Origin of the sequence: Nocardia sp. NPDC005998, assembly GCF_040614395.1 — a bacterium.
Taxonomy (GTDB): domain Bacteria; phylum Actinomycetota; class Actinomycetes; order Mycobacteriales; family Mycobacteriaceae; genus Nocardia.
The window spans coordinates 1-16,197 of the sequence record NZ_JBEXUI010000015.1; the positions used below are offsets into that span (position 1 = coordinate 1).

12 protein-coding genes are annotated in these 16,197 nt (G+C 69.2%); 6 read left to right on the plus strand and 6 right to left on the minus strand.

The features are described 5' to 3' along the window. Both ABZ293_RS21085 and ABZ293_RS21090 read left to right on the plus strand, forming a co-directional pair. Positions 1 to 253, plus strand: a 253-nt coding sequence (locus ABZ293_RS21085) for a hypothetical protein (RefSeq protein WP_355183004.1), incomplete at its 5' end; no start/stop codon positions are given. A gap of 49 nt (positions 254 to 302) precedes the next feature. After that, positions 303 to 1,463 carry a zinc-binding dehydrogenase gene (locus ABZ293_RS21090; RefSeq protein WP_355183006.1) on the plus strand — a complete coding sequence of 387 codons (1,161 nt, stop codon included), beginning with the start codon at positions 303 to 305 and terminating at the stop codon, positions 1,461 to 1,463. 9 nt (positions 1,464 to 1,472) lie between these two features. Here ABZ293_RS21090 and ABZ293_RS21095 read toward each other — a convergent pair whose 3' ends face one another. Further along, entirely contained in the window at positions 1,473 to 2,000 is a 528-nt protein-coding gene (locus tag ABZ293_RS21095) for an NUDIX hydrolase (protein ID WP_354954782.1), read from the minus strand. A 147-nt stretch (positions 2,001 to 2,147) separates the two neighbouring features. On the opposite strand from ABZ293_RS21095, the gene ABZ293_RS21100 reads away from it, so the two are divergent. After that, the gene (locus tag ABZ293_RS21100) at positions 2,148 to 2,420 is read left to right on the plus strand and encodes an XRE family transcriptional regulator (RefSeq protein WP_355183008.1); all 273 of its coding nucleotides are present in this window, start codon (positions 2,148 to 2,150) and stop codon (positions 2,418 to 2,420) included. Between the two features lie 3 nt (positions 2,421 to 2,423). Here the strand turns inward: ABZ293_RS21100 and ABZ293_RS21105 are convergent, their stop codons facing one another. The 5 genes from ABZ293_RS21105 to ABZ293_RS21125 all read right to left on the minus strand — a co-directional run bounded on the left by ABZ293_RS21105 (position 2,424) and on the right by ABZ293_RS21125 (position 10,077). Continuing rightward, on the minus strand, positions 2,424 to 3,065 hold the full coding sequence (locus ABZ293_RS21105) for an endonuclease (RefSeq protein ID WP_355183010.1): 642 nt from the start codon (positions 3,063 to 3,065) through the stop codon (positions 2,424 to 2,426). Positions 3,066 to 3,130: 65 nt separating this feature from the next. Beyond that, the gene (locus ABZ293_RS21110) at positions 3,131 to 3,562 is read right to left on the minus strand and encodes a hypothetical protein (RefSeq protein ID WP_355183012.1); all 432 of its coding nucleotides are present in this window, start codon (positions 3,560 to 3,562) and stop codon (positions 3,131 to 3,133) included. 390 nt (positions 3,563 to 3,952) lie between these two features. Next, the gene (locus ABZ293_RS21115) at positions 3,953 to 5,506 is read right to left on the minus strand and encodes a dynamin family protein (RefSeq protein WP_355183014.1); all 1,554 of its coding nucleotides are present in this window, start codon (positions 5,504 to 5,506) and stop codon (positions 3,953 to 3,955) included. 47 nt (positions 5,507 to 5,553) lie between these two features. Then, on the minus strand, positions 5,554 to 7,368 hold the full coding sequence (locus tag ABZ293_RS21120; protein ID WP_355183016.1) for a dynamin family protein: 1,815 nt from the start codon (positions 7,366 to 7,368) through the stop codon (positions 5,554 to 5,556). A 42-nt stretch (positions 7,369 to 7,410) separates the two neighbouring features. Next, a complete protein-coding gene (locus ABZ293_RS21125) occupies positions 7,411 to 10,077 on the minus strand; it encodes an IniB N-terminal domain-containing protein (protein WP_355183018.1) in 2,667 nt (888 codons plus the stop codon). Positions 10,078 to 10,368: 291 nt separating this feature from the next. Between ABZ293_RS21125 and ABZ293_RS21130 the strand changes: the two genes are divergently transcribed. Genes ABZ293_RS21130 through ABZ293_RS21140 form a run of 3 tightly spaced genes read left to right on the plus strand, consistent with a single transcriptional unit; the run spans position 10,369 to position 16,148 of the window. Then, positions 10,369 to 12,204, plus strand: a complete 1,836-nt coding sequence (locus ABZ293_RS21130; RefSeq protein WP_355183020.1) for an Hsp70 family protein — start codon at positions 10,369 to 10,371, stop codon at positions 12,202 to 12,204. Continuing rightward, positions 12,204 to 14,948, plus strand: coding sequence for a LuxR C-terminal-related transcriptional regulator (locus tag ABZ293_RS21135; protein ID WP_355183022.1), 2,745 nt, complete (start codon positions 12,204 to 12,206; stop codon positions 14,946 to 14,948). Before ABZ293_RS21130 ends, ABZ293_RS21135 begins: the two co-directional genes overlap by 1 nt. Before the next feature lie 45 nt (positions 14,949 to 14,993). After that, positions 14,994 to 16,148, plus strand: a complete 1,155-nt coding sequence (locus tag ABZ293_RS21140; RefSeq protein WP_355183024.1) for a hypothetical protein — start codon at positions 14,994 to 14,996, stop codon at positions 16,146 to 16,148. The last annotated feature ends 49 nt before the right edge of the window (positions 16,149 to 16,197 follow it).

Consider the following 16,197-nt stretch of genomic DNA (forward strand, 5'->3'; position numbering starts at 1 on the left):
GCTGCTGTTCTTCGACGAGGCGAGTTGGTTCACCGCCTTCACCGGCACCGCATGGATGGTGCACGCCTGGGCCCGCATCAACGCGGGAGCCGCCGCCGTTTGTGATCACGAATGCCCGAGGTCTCCCTCAGGCACGGACGAGCCCGTCGGATGTGCCGGTTCGTCGCAGGTCGAAGCCGGCGACGGCGGCGGCGAGGGCAACTGTCTGATCCAGTCGCGCGATTTTCGCCGTGTCCCACGAACTCGGCAGTAGGGTGGCGGCAAGGGAAGCTTCGTGCCCCGCCGATCCGAGGAGTTCGTCTATGAGGGCCGCCGTCGTCACCAATACCAAGTTCGCGGTGGAGGAACTTCCGACACCGGTGCCCGGACGCGGGCAGGTACTGATCAATGTGTCACGCTGCGGGATCTGTGGTTCCGATCTGCATGCCCGCACCCATGCCGACGAGATGGCGGAGCTGGCCGGGCGCACCGGATACGACCAGTTCATGCGTTCGGATCAGAGTGTCGTGCTCGGGCACGAATTCAGCGGCGAGATAGTCGATTACGGGCCGGGCTGCCGCAAGCGGTGGCGGCCGGGCACCCCCGTGGTGGCGCTGCCCATCGTGCGCCACGACGGCGCACCACAGCTGACCGGCCTTTCGACGGCGGCGCCCGGCGCCTACGCCGAGCAGGTGGTGGTCCAGGAGTCCATGACCATGCCGGTCCCCAACGGTCTTTCGGCCGAGCATGCCGCCCTCACCGAGCCGATGGCCGTCGCCTGGCACGCGGTGCGCAAGGGGCGGGTCGGCAAGGGCCAGACCGCATTCGTCATCGGCTGCGGCCCCATCGGTTTGGCGGTCATCAGCATGCTGAAGGCGGCTGGCGTGCGCACCGTCGTCGCCAGCGATTTCTCCCCGCGCCGCCGGGCCCTCGCCCTCGGCTGCGGCGCCGACATCGTGGTCGATCCCGCGACCGGATCCCCATGGGACGCAGCGCCGAAACGCGGCCGGATCAACGATGTCACCGATATCCTCAGCCTCGGATTCGACACCATGGAACGGCTGCGCCGCATCCCGAATCTGCCGTGGTGGTACCTGTTCCGCGTGGCACACACGCTCAATGCCGCTCCGGCGGGCCCGGTCATCTTCGAATGTGTCGGCGTTCCGGGCATTATCGACCAGATCATCGCGGCCGCGCCGCCGCTGTCGCGGGTGGTCGTCGTCGGCGTCTGCATGGAGACCGACCGCTTCCAACCCGCGATGGCCATCAATAAGGAGATCGAAGTCCGCTTCGTCCTCGGCTACGACCCGGGCGAGTTCCGCGACACGCTGCATATGCTCGCCGATGGCAAGGTCGACCCGGCTCCGCTGATCACCGGCACCGTCGGGCTGGACGGCATCGATAATGCGTTCACCGCCCTGGCGAATCCGGAGGAGCACGCAAAGATCCTCATCGATCCGGCCAGTAGCGCGACGACCCCCTGACCGGACGGGTCAGCCGAGATGGCGGTCGCGGTCGGCCTGACGGTCCAGCCACGAGGGAGCCGCCACCTCGGTGCCCGGATGGACGAGCGTGGGTTGGCCGTGTTCGAGGTAGACGGCGTGGCCCTCCATGCGGGCACGAAAGGCCTGCCAGATGCGGCGGGCCAGGCTGGGGCGGGCGAAGGTGTCGACGGTGTCGACGCGCGCCCACTGCCAGCGCTCGAGTTCGCTCGACAACTTGACTGCCGACGCGTCGCCGAGCTCACCGCAGTCGAAGATGTAGATGATCTTGTCGTCATCGACTTTCGGTGCCCAGTCGTGCACCAACAGCCGCTGCGGCGGACGGTCCAGGCCGAGTTCGTCCCGGACCTCGCGACGACACGCCGCGGCGGGTGATTCGCCGGGCGCGGCAACGCCACCCGGAATCTCCCAATGGCACCTATCGGCCGAATATACGAGCAGTACGTCCTCGTCGCGCACGAACAGCGCTCCCGCGGCCAGCCTCACCTGGGCGAATTGTTGCTCGTCACGGTCCGGCATCACCTCACGACCTTCCTACGCTCGGTCCGGAATTACGGCGTGTTCGGCGGAGTTCCCTGCGTGCGGCATCACCGGCTGCGACGATGGGCACGGTCTCTCCACTTGTACACCGTCACTGCTCGAACAGCTCGAGAAGGTGGGCACAGCATGGCCGAGAAGATCTTCGACATCGTGTGGGATGCGATCGATGACACCCCGCGCGATCACGAGAACCTGCGACTGCGGTCGCAGCTGATATTCGAACTGACCGACTGGATCGCCACGCGCGGCTGGAGCCGGGAGGCCGCCGCTGTGCAGCTCGGCGTGAGCGCCGCCCGGATCTCCGATCTGCACTGCGGTCGGTCGCAGCTGTTCAGCCTGGACGCATTGGTCAACATGATCGCTGCGGCCGGTATGCGGGTACACGTGCGGATCACCTGAGCCTCAGCTGGCGGCCAGGACCTGTTCGGCGATTTCGTTGTCCAGGGTGACGCGGACCAGCGCCGCGGCCAGGTCGGCGGTGTGGTTTTCCGGGGCCAGGTCGGCCAGGCGGTCCGGGTCGGTGGGTAGTCGGACGCGTTCGGCGCCGCGCAGTGCGCGTTCGTCGAAATGCGGCCGGACCCAGCTCCACACGTCCTGGACCTCGCGCAGGAAGATATCGCTTCCGGTGGGGCCGATGCCCTGGAACTGCTGCAGCAGTTGGGCGGCCCGGATCGGATCCTGCTCGGCTTCGTCGGCCAGCTTGCGCAGGTCGCCGTCGTAGCGGTCCAGCACACGAGACGCATTGGCACCCAAGCGGGAAGCCGTACTTTCGTCGTAGCGCTTGTAGTGGGCACGGTCGAGCGCGTCGACCAGTTCCTGCCAGTCGGCATCGGCGACCCGCTGCGGGGTGCGGTACCCGGTGCTCACCAGTTCCTTGGCCGCGGCGACCGCGATATCGGCGGAGATCCTGGTGCTGAGCAATTCGGTGAGCATGAGCAGTTGGAACAGCGGGGCGGGTTTATCGGCCAGGGCGATTCCGGCCTCGGCCGCGTAGCCCGCGCCCGCCCGATCCAACAGTGCGTTGACCACATCCTGCTGCGTCATCGTGTTCTCCCTGCCTCGGTAATTTCAGGCGTACCCCCGGGCGGCAGATCGACACAGGCGAGGTGTCACGCAGTCGCCAGCACCGCGTTGAGCTGCGTGGTCACCAGAGCGAGCACGCGCCCGGCGGTCGCCAGATCCGCGGCGGAGATATCGGCGTAGGCCCGCGCCATGGCGCCGTCGATATCGGCACGGACGCTACCGAAACGGGATTTTCCGAGGTCGGTGACTCGGATGGTGTCGCCCTGCTCGATCAACTCGGCGGCAGCCAACTCGGCGAGTGCGTTTCGCGCGGTGGCCGCATCGGTCTTCAGCGCACCGGTCAGCCGAGACAGGAGCTGGTCGAGTTGGATTTCCCCGCCCGCGACCGCGGCGAGGGTGAGTCCGACCCACTGGTGGTAGGTCATTGTGGTGCCGCGCAGGATCTGCTCGAGCATCGCTCGATGGGCGTTCTCGGCCTGGCCGAGGATCTGCGGGTTCAGGGTGATGGTGGTGGTCATGGCGACTTCGTTCCTTTCCGGTGAACTGCTTCACCCCGTTTCGACACCGGATTCGCGGCGGCTGTGACCGGACTGCCCCGATCTTCACTGTGAGGTGCGCCACTCACGCACCGTCGGGCGGCGAACTCGCCGACGCGCTGCGCCGGATCACCAGCTAGGTCACGCATCGGTGTGCACCCTTGGTCACGACTGCACGCCGCGTGCGGTGGCGAAACACGATGCGCCAACGCCCGCCATCCAATTGTCCGGTCGCGGTGACGAATTCCGCATCCTGCGGCGGCGTGCGGGTGGCTTCGATCCGCGTGATCCGGCGACCGGTCGCGCGGGTCCGTCGCATATCGCTGCGGTGCGGGCGGTGATCCCCGGGTCACCGGATCGCGCACACCGGAATCACTCCGGCAGCAGGCTGAGCGTCCCCTCGGCACTGCGCGCGGCAGTCAGGCAGGCGGTGGTGGTGAACTGGTCGGCCAGCGGGTGGCGGGCGCGGGCGCGCCATTTGCGCACCGCGGCCAGCGCCTGGGCGCGCTGGCCGGCGGCGTCGGTGCCGGAGGGCAGGCCGAGCCGCAGGTGGGTGGCCACGCCGGAGCCGCCGATCAGGCGGTGCAGTTCGGCGAGATCCGCTGCGGGCAGCGCCAATTCGTCGGTGCGCAAGCGGCCGAGCAGACGGAGTTCGGCGAAGCCGTGGACATCGGCGAGCAGGGTGCGGACTCGGGGCAGCAATTGATCGGCCTGGGTGCCCGGGTAGACGGTGAGCACGCGCGCCAGCGCAGTCAGCGCCGAATGCGCCTTGAGTTGGTCGGCGCGCTGGCCGAATTGCACATCGAGCACCGAGCGCAGCTCGTCCACACCGCTACGGCTGGTCAGTTCCGCTGCCAGCGTGGCGGAATCGCGCACACCGAGCCGAATCAGCGTCACCGCCATCCGAATTCCGAACAGGCCGAAGCGTTCGGCGAGCTGGGCGCGTAGCTCCGGCGGGACCGGGAGCGCGATATCGGGACGCGCGAAGCGATCCGCCGAGAGCAGTGCGGCGCTCAGCTCGTCGACCGGAACCTGGGCCAATGCCTCGAAGGCGGTGAATTCCTGCTGACGCAGCGTCGCCGCGGCGAAGGCGAGCAGACCGGCGACGGGAATGACGGCCTGGCACAGCCCGGTTCGCTCCAGCTCCCCCGCGAAACGCATCGCGACATCGCGGGCGGAGTGCAGTGCGTCGATTCGGCCCGCCCCGATCTCATCGGCGCGCGAAACCACTCCGATCACCCCGAGCGGCCCCGAAATACCCTGCGCCCCAGCACCGACCTGTTCGAGGAACCGAATATCGGCATCGTCCAGCCGACGCAGCAGATACACAATGGCGTCCGCGCCGGGAACCGAGACACCCGTACCCGCCCGGTCGCCATCCGCATCGCCCGGTGTGAGCAGTCGCGCGGTGCGCATCGACACCTCCCGCGACAGCGATGACGTGCCCGGGGTGTCGATGATGGTGGTATTCGCCAGCGCCGCGGCGGGCCACTCGACCTCGAGATGGTCGACCGGCCGCGGGCCCGGCGCATTCCAGTTCAGGCGTTCCAGATCGAAGGTCAGCCCGTGGGTGCCGCTGCCGCGACGCACCACCACATTCGCCGTCGCCCCATCCGGTGAGTAGGCGGTAACGCTCGGGGTCGAGCCATTGCGGTACCAGGTGACGACACGCGTGCACTCGGTCGCATCGGTCGGGGCGATGTCCTGTCCGACCAGGGAGTTGAGCAGGGTCGACTTACCCGCCTTCAATGAACCGGCCAGCGCCACCCGCAGCGGTTGATCCAGGCGACGGGCACAGTCGGCCAGCAGTGCGCGCGGCCGCGGCTCACGCGGAAAGGCCTGCCTGGCCGCGGCAACCAGCTGATGTGCCTCGGCGACGATGCCGGGCGCCTGCCGGGCATCGTGCCGGGTCACGTCTCTTCTCACGGAGCTACCGTACCGGCGGCCCATGCACCGAGCGCGGCGATGGCCGGTTACATGGCATCCGCGTAGCGTCGCAGCTCGGCGACCATGTGCAGCTGCCGGTCGAGGACCACGCAGCGCTCGGTGCGCCGCGCCGTCTCCATATTCGCCGCCTCCTGTGCGGCCCGCAGCGAATCGTCGATCGAACGCAGGGCGCGTTCGGCGATGCCGGTGTAGTGATCGCGCAGCGCCCGATGGATGCGGTGCATGCGGTCCTTGGACTCCTTGGCCGCCTGGAAGGCGACATCGTCGACGAAGCGCCGGATGGCAACCTTGGCCTCGTTGCGCCGGCGGGCCAATCTGGCCTGCTTGTCATCGCGGAATGCCTTGCCGCCCACCAGCACACCGGCGCCGATGGAGATCGGATTGAGCATCGCGAGCCCGGCGAAAGTGGTGGCGAGCCCGACCATCAGCACACCGCCGTAGGAGCCGCGCATGCCGACCAGGATCTTGCTGCCGAAGCTGATATCGGGCTCGAGATCGGCGAGGGTGCCGGTGCCGGTGCGACTGTCTTCGGTGTGCAGACCGGAGCTGACATCGGGCAGGTCGACCGCGCCGAGTTCGGTGAAGTGCGCGGCGACCCGTTCGGCCAGTTCGATCGCCCGGGTGTGCGTCCAGAGCAGGTTGTCACCCAGCGCGGCGTCGATATCGCCGGTGAGCCATTCGGCGATCCGCTCCCAATGTCGGCCCGGATCGTGCTTATCGATCCACTCCTCACCGGTTCTGGCGATCTCGCGCAGGCGTTCGCGCAGATCGTGATCGATATCGCCCGCCAGATCGGTGATGCCGTCGGACAGGGTCAGCTGCCAGGCCGAGGTGCGCCGGTGCAGATCCTCGGCGGTGGTCTTGGCCAACTGCAGCTCGCGCACCGCCATTGCGCCCTGGCGCGGATCGCGCAGCGCGACCAGTTCACTGCCGAGCGCGAGCGCCAAATGCTCTGCGGCGGACTGGATATCGTGGGCCACCGCGAGCCGGGTCGCCGCCTGATCGCGGGCCACCACCTGATCGCGCAGGAACTGGTACAGCATCCCGAAGCCGGATTCGATGCCCAACTGCTGGTCCTGCAGCAGCATCGCGTGCCTGCGCAGTACCGCGGAGACCGGGATGATCGGGACATCGACGCGGGCTCGGCCCAGATGGTCCAGATCGGCCTGATGCACCTGGCGCCAATGCGGATACAGGTCGATCTTGGTGAGCAGCAGTGCGGTGGTCGGGCACAGTTCGCGGACCTGCCGGACGAAGGCGAGTTCCGGTTCGGTGAGTTCGGTGGACGCATCGGAGAGCACCAGCACCGCGTCGGCGGTGGCGACCATGCCGAGAACGCCTGCCGCATAAGAACTCGCGTGCCCGCCGACGCCGGGGGTGTCGACCAGGACGATGCCGTCGGCGAGCAGCGGGTTCGGGAGCTGGATCTCGAGGCGCAACACGCGACGGCCGTGCGCCTGCGGTGCGCGTGCGTGCACCGAGCCGATCTCGTTCATCGGCAACGGAACTCGCGCCTCCTCGGCACCGCTCGGACCGGCCAGCACGAGTTCGGCGCGCGGTTCGGTACCGTGCGCGAGCAAGGTCGGGACATCGGTGGTCGCATCGTCGCCGACCGGGCAGATCTCGAGGTTCAACAGCGCATTGACGAAACAGCTCTTGCCCTGACCGAGCTGTCCGGTGATCACGATGCGCCGCCGCGGATCACGGACCCGGTCGGCCGCCACTTCCAGGCGGTCGACCAGATCATTGCGACCCGCGGCGCGTGCCGCGGCAATGGTTTCACCCAGTACCGTCAGCAGCGGTACTGCGGGCGGTTGAGCATGCACTGCGGGTGTCCCCATCGAACCTCTTTCGTACGGATATCTGCCGGGGCAGATACCTTCTTAGTGCAGGAAGGCGTCGCCGCCGAGATCGCCGCCCGCGTGTCCGCTCAGGTCGGCACCCGCGTGCGAATCGGTGAAGAGCCCGGAGTCGCTGTGTCCGGTCACCGAGGTGTCCAGATGCGATCCGGCCGAACTGTCGAGTCCGGAACCGAAGGCACTCGAAACATCCAGCGACGACCAGGTATTCGCGGTGGAGCCGACGGTCGAGGACGCGCCGCCGGTCAGCGCGGAACCGGCGTGACCGCCGAGATCGGCGGCACCGCTGGCAGCGCCCTGCGCCGCACCGGCGGCCGAACCAGCGACACCGGAGTGCACCGTGCTGTCGACGCTCGACGAAAGACCGCCGCCGAGACCGGCATTCGCCGATCCACCGAGATCCGTGGTAAGTCCGGTTCCGGCGTGCACACCACTGTCGATGGCACCGCCGAGTCCGGTTTCCAAACCGGTTCCCGCGTGTGCGGCACCGCCGAGTCCGGTCGCCAAACCGGTTCCGGCATGCGCGCTACCGCCGAGCCCCGTTTCCAAGCCCGTTGCGGCCTGTGCACCGCCACTGGCGGCACCACCGATTCCGGTGGAAAGGCCGGTACCCAGATGTGATCCGGCATCGACCGCGCCCTGCACACCGGACGTCACGCTGCCGCCGACACCGGTGGCAGCGCCGATTCCGGTGGACAGACCCGACTGCAGCCCGGTGACCGCGTGGCCCCCGGCATCGACAGCACCGCCCACACCGGCGGACAGACCAGCACCGAGCTCCGAACCCGCGTGCGCGCCAGCACCGAGCGCGCCAGTGAGACCGGACGACAGACCCGCGCCGAGATCGGCACCCGCCTGGGCACCACCACCGAGCGCGCCATTCAAACCGGACGACAGACCGGCACCGAGATCCGCACCCGCCTGGGCACCGCCACCGAGGCCGGTGGTCAACCCGCCGTTCGCGGCACCCGCGAGCCCGGTCGTCGCATGCGCACCCGCGTCGACAGCACCACCCAGACCGGTCTCCAGACCCGACCCGACCTGTCCGCCGCCGTCGAAACCACCGCCCAGGCTCGTCGACAACCCGCCACCGAGGTCGGCGCCCGCACCGAGCGCGGCACCGGTGGCCAGCGTCGACTCCAGCCCGGTCGTCACCTCACCGGCCGCACCGACCCCGGACGACACACTGGACGACACACCAGAAGACAATCCGCCCCCCAGCCCCGTACCCGCATCCACCACACCGCCGACACCGCTGGCCAGCCCCCCACCGAGCTCCGAACCCGCCTGCGCCCCAGCACCAAACGCGCTCTCGATTCCCGAGGTCGCCTGCGCGCCAGCGTCAACAGCACCTCCGATTCCAGTGGACAGCCCTGCGCCGAAATCACTTCCGGCCTGGGCACCAGCATCGACGGCACCACCGAGTCCGGTGGACAAGCTGCCGCCCAGTTCGGCACCCGCCTGCGCACCGGCATCGACCGCACCACTGAGTCCGGTGGACAGACCCGCGCCGAGATCACCGCCGATCTGTGTCGCTCCGCCGACGGCACCGCTGAGGCCGGTGGTCAGGTTCGTGTTCACGTCGGCCGCGGTACCGATGGCGCTGGAGAGCCCAGTTGTCGCCTGGGCACCGGCGTCGAGTGCGCCGCTGAGTCCGGTGGACAGGCCCGCTTCGAGGCCCGAACCGGCATCCACCGCGCCGTTGAGGCCGGTCGACAGGCTGCCGCCGAGTCCGGCACCGAGGTCCGCGCCCACTTGACCGCCCGCACCGACGGCGCCGCCGATTCCCGTCTCCAGGCCCGCCGCCGCGTGGGTGCCAGCATCGACCACACCGCTGAGACCGGTGGACAGGCTCGTGCCGAGGTCGGCACCCGCTTGGGCACCGCCACCGATGGCGCTGCTCAGGCCAGCGCCGAGGTCGGCACCGGCATCGATGACGCCGTTGAGTCCGGCACCTACCTGGCCGCCCACGCCGAGACCGCCGGACAATCCGGTCTCCAAACCGGAAATCACCTGCGCACCGGTGCCGACGGCACCGCCAAGGCCCGCGCCGAGCGCACCGCCCAGGCCAGTGCCCACCTGCGCACCGGCATCAATCGCACCCGACAGACCCGTACCCAGATCGGCCCCGGCCTGTGCACCGGCGCCGAGCGCACCACCGAGGCCAGCCGTGAGACCGGTCACAGCCTGCACGCCGGCATCTACAACGCCGCCGAGACCAGTGGTCAGCCCCGTGCCCGCATTGACAATGCCGCCGAGCCCGGTGGCCACACCGGCGCCGAGGTCGGCTCCGGCCTGCAGACCAGCGCCGATCGCGCCATTGAGGCCGGTCGCCAGGTCGAGTCCGGTGCCGATGCCAAGATCGGCGCCGAGATCGATATCGGTGCCCAGGTCGACGCCCGCGTCGGCGGCCGCGCCGACACCGACCGCCGCGGCGGTATTCACACCCGCGGCGGCATTCGCATCGGCCGCGCCAGCGCCACCGGCCGCCACGATTGCCGACAGCTGCGAACCGCCAGCGATCAGGGCCGATTCGGCGACCATGGGGGCGACGGCGGCAATGTCTTCCGGCGTCACCGCGGGCAAACCGGCAGCCGCCAGTGCCTGTCCGGGGTTCGCGCAGTAACCCACCGCTGCCTCATGGTCGCGCAGCAGGTTGAGGATGAACTCCAGAATCGCGTTCGGTGTCATCGAAATCATCTCCCTGGATGAGCGGACCCTCGCGATCCGCGGTCGTTGGAATGCATTTCACGCTAGGGACGTCAAGCGTTACTTCGAAACGGGGCGCACCCCTACTGCGCACCGCACGTCACCGTTAGGGGCACCCGAACCATTAGGGGAATTTCCCCGCAACTTCCCCGCCTTAGTAACGGCGGATGCTCAGCAACCGACAGAAGTGTTGCGGTTGGCGGGTCCACTCCGCCCCTTCCTGAACTACAACAGCGACTACCGGGCCACACAGTTTTCGAACGGGGTTCTCGAATGACAGAGCGTCTGGCGCTCGGCATCAATGTCGGAGCGTCGAATTCGGTCGCGGTGGCGACCCCGGGGGACGGCAGCGATTTCGACCGGGGCCACTCCGGTGGCACCGTCATAACCCATCCGAGCGTGTTGCGCCTCACCCCGGAGGCGGCGCCAGCGTTCGGCAGCGGCGCCCGCCCGACCGGCAGGCACTCCAATGACGTCGTACTCGAGGGCTTCCTCGCACGGGTCGGCGATCCGGTCGATATTCTCGCCGAAGACGGAAGTGCCCACTCCGCAGCGGATCTCGTGGCCACCGCGGTCAATTGTCTGATCGAGGAGATCGGCGCCGACACAACACAATCCACGGTCGCCTGCCATCCGGCGTGGTGGTCACGGCACACCGTCGATGTGCAGCGGGCCGCATTGGATCGCGCGGGTCTGCGCGAGGTGACCCTCGTTCCGGAACCGACCGCGGCGGCGCGCTGGCTCGAGGCCGCACACGGCCCACTCGGTGACGGCGCGGTGGTTGTCTACGACCTCGGCGCATCCGGTCTCACCGTCTCGGTGGTGCGTACCGGCGTTGCCGCGGCAGTGCTCGGCACACCACTGCGGACCACCGATGTTGCTGGCGCCGAATTCGATCTGCTGACCATGCGCTACGTCCTGGCTAATGCCCTGCGCGGAAATGATTTCGATCCGTTCGATCCGGTCATCGAACGGGAATTGTCGGCATTGCGCGATCGCTGTCGATATGCGAAAGAAGAGCTTTCCACAAATACCGCGACAGTCGTCCCGGTCCGTTTGAACCCGGCCGATCACCACGCCGAAAACATCCGACTGGTCCGCGGCGAACTCGAGGATCTGCTCCGCGGGCCATTGCTGACCTCGATCGACCTCATTCGCGACGCGGTACATCGCGCCGGACTCGATATCGGCGATATCGGCCGGGTGCTGCTCACCGGTGGCGGCGGCGCGATCCCGCTGGTCGCCGAATTGGTCTCGACCGAATTCGGACTCCCGGTGGTCGCGGCGCCCGAGCCGAAGTTCACCAGCGCACTCGGTGCTGCCGAGTTGGCCGCGGATCTGCTCGCGGCGACGCTGGATCACACCCCGGTGGCGGCCATGGCCGTCGGCATCGCGAAGACCACCGAAATTCCGACGGCGCCGCGACGCGTGGAGCCGACCGCGCAGGGCGCCCGCATGACCGGCCGCGCCCCGGCCGACGACAACGTCACCGTGCCCAATCAGACCTTGCCGAAAAAGCGCGACCGGTCCGGCCGGAGGCTCTCCGGCCGCCAGCGCGCCGCCATCATCGCGGGCGCGGCACTGATACTCGGCGCACTCGCGACCGGTACCGTCGCCATCGGCACCGGCGCGCAGTCGGGGCCGAATCCGCCTGCGGGCCCCGACCCGACAACCGCGCCGGGCGCAGCGGTCGTCGCGGTGACCAATAGTGGCAATACCTCCGACACCGCGGTCACCTCCGCGAAGGACTCGCCCGCCGCAACCACGGACCGGCCGAAACCCGTCGCGGGACAACCGAGTTCCCCGACCGCGAGCACCGTCGCCGCGGTGAACGATCAGCCCGTGCCGGTCCAGACCACCGACGGCCAACCCGCCCAGAGTCAACCGGCACAGAGTCAACCCGCGCAAGGTCAACCGATACCCGCGACCCAGCCGTCGACGGAGGCTCCGGCACCGCAGCCACGCCCGACAACGCAGCCGCAGCCGACAACGCAGCCGGTACCGCAGCCGCAGGTCCCGACCGTGCCCCTGACCCTGCCGACCGACACCCTGGGCGACACCGTCGGCGGCGTGGTATCCGCACTGCCGAAGATTCCCGGAGGCAGATGATGAGTGATATCGCCTTCGACACGCTGCCCTGTGCTCGCGAGATCTTTCGCGAATTGGACTCCGCCGACCGGCAACCGGTCGTCTATCTCATCCGCGGCCGCTCCGGCTCCGGCAAATCCACCCTCCTTTCGGTGATCCGGGCCCGCCTGCGCGCGCACGGCATCCCGTTTCAGGACGATCCCGCAATGCCCGAATACCTTGCGCCGCAGGGCAACCCGGTCGACGGCGGGCATGCGATAACGGACGGTCACAATCCGGACCGGCCGCACGCCGACACCGATTCGCCCGCCAACCGCATCCGCACGAACAGCGCGGACCATGTCAGCGGCGACGGCCACCGCACCGGCCACCCGGTCCGAACCGCCGAAAAGCCCAGCACCGGCCAGGGCATTCGCGCCACCAACGGCACCCTTCCGGGCGGCACCGCCCCGCGCCCCGCCCTGGTCATCGACAATGCGCACACCCTCAGCGCAGCCGATCTCGAATCCCTCCGCGCGACCATCGAATCCGGCCGCTACACCGTTATCGTCGCGACCCAGCCGCGTCCGCACGATCCGCACCTGCGCACGCTCGCCGACACCGTCGCCCGCCGCGGCCGGGTGGCCGATCTGCGCGCCCTCGGCGTCTCCGATATCGCGCCGTTCGCCCGCGAACTGGGCATGGCGGTGCCGCGCCCGGTCGCCCAGCACATTCACCGCCAGACCGCGGGCAGCCGCGGCGGTGTGGTCGCCGCGCTGACCGCCGCCTGTTCGGCCCGCCTCGACGCCGGGATCAGCGCCGTCGACGACGCCGTCGCCGCATGGGCCCGTGCTCTCCTGGACAACCTCGAGCCGGACCTGCTCGAGACCTTGGTCGTCGCCACGACCGGCACCGGACTGGACTCCACCGAACTCACCGAGGTCCTCGGCGTGGAAAGTGCCGCGGCCCAGGACCTTATCGACCGGGCCAGGGCCAGCGCCCTGGTCACCGATGCCGATCTGCTGCTGGAACCCGCCGTCAAGCCGCTGCGCACGCTGCTCGGCGATCGCCGCTTCGTGGCCGTCCAGCGCCGATTGCTCAATGCTCGACTGGATGCGGGCCTGCTCCGCGATCACACCGCACTGCTGCTCGCCGAATCCGGCGTCCGCGACCGCCGGCTGGCCGAATTCCTCAGCGCCGCAGCCGAAAAGGCGGGTCATGAGGCCGTCCGCTACTACGCGGCCGCGGCGGCAAGCGGCGCCGATCCCGACCTCATCTCGCTGCGTTGGGCGGAAGCGGCCGCGCACACCGGCGACGGCGATACGGCCATCCGGCTGGCCGAACCGCTCTTGGCTCGCCCGGGTGTCTCCGGTGTGGAACTGGCCGCGGCCGTGCGGATCTGCGCGGCAGTGCTCACCCGACGTGGTCTGGTCGGCCGCGCCGCCCAGCTGTATTCCTGGCTCGGCGCGCGGCGGATCGGCGCGGATTGGGCGGTCGGCGCCACCGTGCAGTACCTCGCGGGTGACGTGACCGCCGCAGCGGAGCTGTCCGAATCATCGACGCAGTGGCCGCCGACCGAGGCCAACGCGCACGCCCGCCTGATCGCCAGCGCGCTCGCCCGCACCATCGTCGAACACGAAACCGGTACCGCCGCAGCGGTATCCGCACTCATCCAGGCCGCGCAGGCCGATGCGGGCAGCGATCGGTTCCTACCGTGCACCGCGGTCTCCATCGCGACGCTGCTGTGCCTGAGCACGGGTGAGCCGCGCCGCGCCGGTGAGGCGCTGCGCCGGGCCGGCACCAGCGGCCTGCGCTGCCATCAACTACAGGTGCTCAACGCGTGGGCCGCGATGCTCGGCGGCGACGAACAGGCCGCCGCGGCCACCGTGGCCGCGCTGCAACCGGATTCGCTCGATATCCGCGACCGCCTGCTCGCACACGGCGTCGCGGTCGGCCTGGCGCGCCGCGGCGGTGATCATGCCGCGCTCACTCGCGCCTGGCAGGCCGCCTATCCGCTCTTCGACGATGTCGATGCCGATCTGCTCACCCTGCTGCCGATCGGTGAGCTATGGCTGGCGGGCATCCGGCTGCGCGATGAGCGCCGGATCGCGCCGCTGGTCGATGCCTCCCTTGCACTGCTGCGCCGGCTGGACCAACCGCCCGCCTGGGCCAATGCCTTCCACTGGTACGGCGTGCAGGCCGCGATCGCGCACGAAAGTCCGGAGGAACTGCTCCCGCATGCCCGGCTGCTCAAGGCCGCGGCCGAAGCCGGGGACCGGCACGCCGCGATCCTCGCCGACGCGGGTCGCACCTGGGTGCTCGTCCTGCGCGGACAGGTCGCCGCGACCCCGGTGCAGGCGGCCGTGGCCGGCCTCAGCGAGATCGGCCTGACCTGGGATGCCGCCAGGCTCGCGAGCGAGGCCGCACTCGCGGCCGCCGAATCCGCCACCGCGACGACACTGCTCAAACTGGCCAGAACCGTCCGCGCCGACGCCCGGCCCCAGGAACAGCCGGTCCGCCCGGCCGCCCCCGCCTCGACCAACGGCGATGGGCCGACGCCGCCGGAACCCGTGCCGAACGCGGCGATTCTCAGCGACCGCGAACGCGAGGTCGCCGAACTCGTGCTACTCGGTCTGACCTATCGAGAGATCGGCGCTCGTCTGTATATTTCGGCGAAGACCGTTGAGCATCATGTCGCCCGTATCCGACGCCGGATCGGTGCCCGTTCCCGTTCGGAGCTATTGTCGATGCTCCGCGCCATGGGACACGGCTCGCTGCTGGTGTGACCGGGGTGCCTGCCGATCCGTGACGCCGAAGCGAGGTAATTGAGGATGGCCACTGGGGTGGGCCTGCGCATCGCCGAGGACAACTGCACAGCGGCCATCGTGACCGACAACGGCGAACCACAGTTCATAGTCCGTGAGTCGATCCTGCACATGTCCGATGACGGCGATACCGTCCTCGGCGGTCCAGCCCCGGCCGGTCATACGCATTCGATCACCGGTTTCGCCTCCGCGGTCGGCAATCCCGCCGGCATCTCCGTCGACGCCGGCGAGGCGTACCGGGCCGAGGACCTGGTCGCGACGGCACTGTTCTGCCTGATCAACCTCACCGCCGAACATTTGAACGGCGCCGCCGAGTTCTACGCGACCTATCCCGCCGGCTGGCCGTCCCAATACGTGCTCTCGCTGCGCGAAGCCCTCGACTACCTCGGCCTGCGTTCGGTATTGCTGGTCAGCGAGGGTGACCTACCTGTCAGCGATGCCGTCGAACCGGAGCAGTCCTACGCCTACGACGCCGCCCGGGCCGCATTGGCCGCGGTGCTGGCGACACCCGCTGGCGCGACACCGCCGGATCCGAGCGATGCCGAGAATTCGACCGTCGTCACCGACGTCATCCCGGCGGTGCCGACGCCGGACGCACAACTGCAGGCCTATTCGGCGGCGATCCCGATCGGCGAAACGCTCGTCGCGCCCGCCGGCGAACCGGTTGCACCGACCGCGGTCGAGGCGCCCGCGGCCGCCGCCGGAAAGCCCAAGCCACCGCGCGTCACCCCACTGCTGATCGGGGTTGCCGCGGTCATCGGTCTGGTGCTCGGGGGCTTGGGCATCTCGGTGCTGTTCCATGACCCGGCGACCCCGGTGCCGCCGGTGCGTGATGCCAAATCCGATCAGGTATCGGTGAGCCCGACGCCGCAACCGCCGGTCAACCTCCCGACCGCGCCAGTCACCACCACCACCGAACCACCCGTGGTCATCACCAGCAGCGAACCGGAGACGACCACCGAGGTGCCGACCACGACACCGCCGCCGACCACTACCACCACCACCGAGCCGCCGACCACGACGACTCCGCCGACCGCCACCACCACCACGCGCTCGAGCCGAACCACGACGACACGCCCGTTCCCCATGTGGACCGCCCCCGGCTGGAGTCCGCAGCCGTGGGAACCGCAGTACACGTTCGACTTCCCATCTCCGCGATGATTTAGTGGGGCCCGACGTAGGTTTGTGCCTTAAAGTGATCGGCTGACCG

Coding starts and splice junctions, on each gene's coding strand:
- ABZ293_RS21090 (WP_355183006.1), top strand. CDS start 303: ATGAGGGCCGCCGTCGTCACCAATACCAAGTTCGCGGTGGAGGAACTT.
- ABZ293_RS21095 (WP_354954782.1), bottom strand. CDS start 2,000: ATGCCGGACCGTGACGAGCAACAATTCGCCCAGGTGAGGCTGGCCGCG.
- ABZ293_RS21100 (WP_355183008.1), top strand. CDS start 2,148: ATGGCCGAGAAGATCTTCGACATCGTGTGGGATGCGATCGATGACACC.
- ABZ293_RS21105 (WP_355183010.1), bottom strand. CDS start 3,065: ATGACGCAGCAGGATGTGGTCAACGCACTGTTGGATCGGGCGGGCGCG.
- ABZ293_RS21110 (WP_355183012.1), bottom strand. CDS start 3,562: ATGACCACCACCATCACCCTGAACCCGCAGATCCTCGGCCAGGCCGAG.
- ABZ293_RS21120 (WP_355183016.1), bottom strand. CDS start 7,368: ATGGGGACACCCGCAGTGCATGCTCAACCGCCCGCAGTACCGCTGCTG.
- ABZ293_RS21125 (WP_355183018.1), bottom strand. CDS start 10,077: ATGACACCGAACGCGATTCTGGAGTTCATCCTCAACCTGCTGCGCGAC.
- ABZ293_RS21130 (WP_355183020.1), top strand. CDS start 10,369: ATGACAGAGCGTCTGGCGCTCGGCATCAATGTCGGAGCGTCGAATTCG.
- ABZ293_RS21135 (WP_355183022.1), top strand. CDS start 12,204: ATGAGTGATATCGCCTTCGACACGCTGCCCTGTGCTCGCGAGATCTTT.
- ABZ293_RS21140 (WP_355183024.1), top strand. CDS start 14,994: ATGGCCACTGGGGTGGGCCTGCGCATCGCCGAGGACAACTGCACAGCG.